The organism is Mesorhizobium sp. M7A.F.Ca.CA.001.10.2.1 (genome assembly GCF_003998575.1).
Taxonomy (GTDB): Bacteria; Pseudomonadota; Alphaproteobacteria; order Rhizobiales; family Rhizobiaceae; genus Mesorhizobium.
Genome location: NZ_RZQY01000512.1, coordinates 1 through 4417, shown reverse-complemented (window position 1 = coordinate 4417; position 4417 = coordinate 1). Strand labels below are relative to the sequence as shown.

The 4417-nt window shown below is 61.4% G+C and carries 7 protein-coding genes; all 7 read left to right on the top strand.

What is annotated here, in order from left to right; genetic code table 11:
- Positions 1–79 precede the first annotated feature (79 nt).
- Complete coding sequence (locus tag EN964_RS26125) at positions 80–1024, top strand: heme o synthase (protein ID WP_127270323.1); 945 nt, start codon at positions 80–82, stop codon at positions 1022–1024.
- A 2-nt stretch (positions 1025–1026) separates the two neighbouring features.
- Complete coding sequence (locus EN964_RS26120) at positions 1027–1185, top strand: hypothetical protein (RefSeq protein WP_013532777.1); 159 nt, start codon at positions 1027–1029, stop codon at positions 1183–1185.
- A complete protein-coding gene (locus EN964_RS26115; RefSeq protein WP_127270322.1) occupies positions 1185–1817 on the top strand; it encodes a cytochrome c oxidase assembly protein in 633 nt (210 codons plus the stop codon). The genes EN964_RS26120 and EN964_RS26115 overlap by 1 nt, the downstream gene beginning before the upstream one ends.
- A 1-nt stretch (position 1818) precedes the next feature.
- Positions 1819–2700 (top strand): cytochrome c oxidase subunit 3, encoded by an 882-nt coding sequence (locus EN964_RS26110; protein ID WP_127270321.1) that lies wholly within the window; start codon positions 1819–1821, stop codon positions 2698–2700.
- Between the two features lie 93 nt (positions 2701–2793).
- A complete protein-coding gene (locus EN964_RS26105; protein ID WP_127270319.1) occupies positions 2794–3285 on the top strand; it encodes a murein L,D-transpeptidase family protein in 492 nt (163 codons plus the stop codon).
- A gap of 56 nt (positions 3286–3341) precedes the next feature.
- The gene (locus tag EN964_RS26100) at positions 3342–3746 is read left to right on the top strand and encodes a DUF983 domain-containing protein (protein WP_127270316.1); all 405 of its coding nucleotides are present in this window, start codon (positions 3342–3344) and stop codon (positions 3744–3746) included.
- A partial coding sequence (locus EN964_RS26095; protein WP_164775994.1) for an SURF1 family protein occupies positions 3743–4417 on the top strand: 675 nt, incomplete at its 3' end. The genes EN964_RS26100 and EN964_RS26095, both read left to right, overlap by 4 nt.

Genomic DNA, 4417 nt, shown 5'->3' with positions numbered 1-4417 from the left:
TACTTAAGTCCATCATCCGTTGGCCAAAACCGCCGGTCCGCCGGCGGTTTTGGCCAACGGATGATGGACTTAAGTACGCATGGCCCTTGTCGACGACCCATTGATTGACGAAGCGGGCTTTCGCATGTCGGAAGCGACGGCGGGCGATTTCTTCGCGCTGCTGAAGCCGCGCGTCATGTCGCTGGTGGTGTTCACCGCCTTTGTCGGCCTGGTCGCCGCACCCGTGACCATCAACCCTCTGCTGGCGGTGATCGCCATCCTGGCTATTGCAATAGGTGCTGGTGCCTCCGGCGCGCTCAACATGTGGTACGATGCCGACATCGATGCCGTGATGACCAGGACCGCCAACCGCCCAGTCCCCGCCGGTCGCATCCAGCCGCACGAAGCCCTGACCTTTGGGCTGGTGCTGTCGGTGCTGTCTGTGATGACGCTCGGCGTGCTGGTCAACTGGCTGGCGGCGACGCTGCTCGCCTTCACCATCTTTTTCTACGCCGTCGTCTACACGATGTGGCTGAAGCGCTGGACGCCGCAGAACATCGTCATCGGCGGGGCCGCCGGTGCCATTCCGCCCGTGATCGGCTGGGCCGCGGTGACCGGGACAGTCAGCCTCGAAAGCATTGTCTTGTTCCTGATCATCTTCCTGTGGACGCCGCCGCATTTCTGGGCGCTGGCGCTGTTCAAGTCCGAGGACTATGCCAAGGCCGGCATTCCGATGATGCCCAACGTCGCCGGCCACGCTTCGACCCGCCGCCAGATCTTCGCCTATGCGCTGGTGCTGGCCCCGGTCGGCGTGCTGCCGTGGCTGCTTGGCTACACCACGCCGTTCTATGGCGTGGCCGCCCTGCTTCTGGGAGTCGGTTTTGTCTGGTACGCGTGGAAAGTGCTTAGCATGGCCGACGATGACCGCGTCATGAAACCGGCCAAGGCCCTGTTCGCCTATTCGCTGCTTTATCTCTTCGCCATCTTCGCTGCCTATCTGGCCGACAGCGTTGTCGAACGCGCGCTTGCCATGGGTGGAGCATGACCATGATCGAGGAAAAGCTCGAGACCGTCACGTTGACCGAGCGTCAGAAGAAGGCGCAGCGCAGCCGTTCTATCGCCATCGGTGTGGCGCTGGCGCTGCTGGTGGTCATTTTCTACATCGCGACGATCGTGAAGTTCGGCCACAATCTGGGCACGATGTGATGAGCGTCGGGACCTCCAAAAAAGCGGCTGGCAAGAACGGCAACGTCATCGTCGCGGCTGTCTGCCTCGCCTTTTTCACCGGCATGATCGGCATGGCCTATGCCGCGGTCCCGCTCTACAAGATGTTTTGCCAGGCGACCGGCTATGGCGGCACGACGCAACGTGCCGAGAAGCAGTATGCCGGCCGCGTGCTCGACCGCGAGATCACCGTCCGCTTCGATGCCAACATCGCTGGCGTGCCGTGGGAGTTCCAGCCGGTCCAGCGCTCGATGACGATGAAGATCGGCGAGACCGTGCAGGCGCACTATCAGGCGACCAACAAGTTCGATCGTCCCGTGACCGGCCGCGCCACCTTCAACGTGCAGCCTGAACTGGCGGGTCCCTATTTCAACAAGGTCGAGTGCTTCTGCTTCACCGACACGACGCTGAAGCCCGGCGAGACACTGGACATGCCGGTCCTGTTCTACGTGGACCCCGACATCGTCAATGTGCCGGAACTGAAGGACGTGAAGACGATCACGCTGTCCTATACGATGTTCCCGGTCGAGAAGGCCAAGCCGGTCGCCTCCTCGGAGCCGGCCAAGGGCAATAGCAAGACAATTTCGAATACCGAAGCAAATCTCGGGGGTTGATATGGCAGACGCGCACGCAAAACCACAGCATGACTATCATCTCGTTGACCCGAGCCCGTGGCCTTTCCTGGGATCGGTAGGCGCACTTGTCGCCGCCTTTGGCGGCGTCTGCTTGATGGAATACCTGAAGGGCGGCTCGTTCCCGATCTTCGGCTTCAACATCGCCAATCCATGGCTGTTCTTCATCGGTCTCGTGATCATCCTCTACACCATGTTCGCCTGGTGGTCGGACACGATCAAGGAAGCGCATGAGGGCCATCACACGCGTGTCGTGTCGCTGCATCTGCGCTACGGCATGATCATGTTCATCGCCTCGGAGGTGATGTTCTTCGTTGCCTGGTTCTGGGCCTATTTCGATGCCAGCCTGTTTCCGAGCGAAGTCCAGCAATATGCCCGCACCGCGTTTACCGGCGGTGTCTGGCCGCCGAAGGGCATGGAAGTTCTCGACCCCTTCCATTTGCCGCTCTACAACACCGTCATCCTGCTGCTGTCCGGCACCACGGTGACCTGGGCGCACCATTCGCTCATCCATGGCGATCGCAAAGGCCTGATCAACGGCCTGGTGCTGACTGTTGGCCTCGGCATGCTGTTCACCATGGTGCAGGCGTACGAGTACATGCATGCTCCGTTCGCCTTCAAGGATTCCATCTATGGCGCCACCTTCTTCATGGCGACCGGCTTCCACGGTTTCCACGTCATCATCGGCACCATCTTCCTGTTGGTCTGCCTGATCCGGGCGATGAAGGGTGATTTCACCCCCAAACAACATTTCGGCTTCGAGGCGGCCGCCTGGTACTGGCACTTCGTCGACGTGGTCTGGCTGTTCCTGTTCGCCTCGATCTACGTCTGGGGATCGGTCGGCGCGGTGATCGAGGGCCACTGATCCTGGCCTGAGGAATTTCCGTTTGGGGAGGGGCGGCCGCGGCAATGTGGCCGCCTTCTTCTTTTTGGCGCAATGATCGCTGATCGATAGCCAATGCGGCTGACAATTTTCCGGGCCATTTGCGCATTGATGATCGCGGCACTCCCGGCCTTTGCCGGCGAGAAGGTGGATCTGGTGCGTGTCCACAAAGCCGAACGCCGGCTGGAACTCATCGGCGACGGCAAGATCCTGCGCAGCTACGGCATCGCACTCGGCGGCGATCCTGTCGGGCATAAGCACCAGGAGGGCGATCAACGCACGCCCGAGGGGAACTATGTCCTCGACTGGCGCAACCCGAACAGCATCGCGCACAGATCGATCCATATTTCGTACCCCAATACCGACGATCTGGCGGCCGCCAGGGCGCGCAATGTCGACGCGGGCGGCATGGTCATGATCCACGGCCAGCCAAACGGTTATGGCTGGTGGGGCTGGCTGCTTCAATTGGTCGACTGGACCGACGGCTGCATTGCGGTTACGGACTCCGATATGGACGAAATCTGGGCGATGGTGGCCGATGGCACACCGATCGAGATCGAGCGGTAGGCAATGAGTGGCAAGATGAACTGGTTGCCGGTCGATCTGAAATCGAGCGGTAAGCAATGAGCGACGACTCTTCCAAGAGTGAAGATAGGGCGATCTGGCCGCCGATCGATCCGATCTCGGCCGGCCTGCATGGCCGTTGCCCGCGCTGCGGCGAGGGGCGGCTATTTTCCGGCTTCCTCACCGTCGGCAAGCGATGCGTCAATTGCGGCCTCGATTATTCCTACGCTGATGCCGGCGACGGGCCGGCGGTGTTCGTGATCCTGATCATCGGCTTTATCATCGTCGGCCTGGCGCTCTGGGTAGAAGTCACGTTCAGCCCGCCGCTCTGGCTGCATCTGCTGGTCTGGATTCCGCTGGCTGTTGTGCTGTGCTTGACGGCGCTGCGGCTGATCAAGGGCGTGCTGCTGACGCTGCAATACCGCAACCAAGCGGCCGAGGGCCGGCTGGATCGCGGCGAATGAGCGAGGCTTCCATTAAAACTGACGGTCGTTCGCGGCCGCGATCGGCATTGCTGCTCGGCCTTGGCCTTGTGCTGTTCCTGATCCTGCTGGTGCTCGGCACCTGGCAGATGCAGCGCCTGTATTGGAAGGAAGGCCTTCTGCAGACCATCGACCAGCGCACCCATTCGGCTCCGTTGCCGTTGGTTGCGGTCGAGAAAGAGTTCGCCGCCACCGGCGATGTCGATTATACGCCTGTCACCGTCACCGGCACGTTCCTGCATCAAGGCGAACGCCATTTCTACGCGACCTGGGAGGGTGATGCCGGCTTCAATGTCTACACGCCGCTGGCGCTCGACGACGGACGCTTCGTCCTGATCAATCGCGGCTTCGTGCCTTACGATCTGAAGGACGCCGCCAAGCGCGCCAAGGGACAGGTGGCTGGCAGTGTGACGGTCACCGGGCTGGCCCGCAACCCGCTGCCGGGCAAGCCGTCGATGATGCTTCCCGACAACGACGTGGCGAAGAACATCTTCTACTGGAAGGACCGCGACGTGATGGCTGCAAGCGCCGGTCTGCCGGCGGGCGCCGCGCTGGTGCCGATCTTCATCGACGCAGACAAGACGCCAAACCCAGGCGGCTTGCCGGTTGGCGGCGTCACCATCATCGACCTCCCGAACAGCCATCTCCAATAT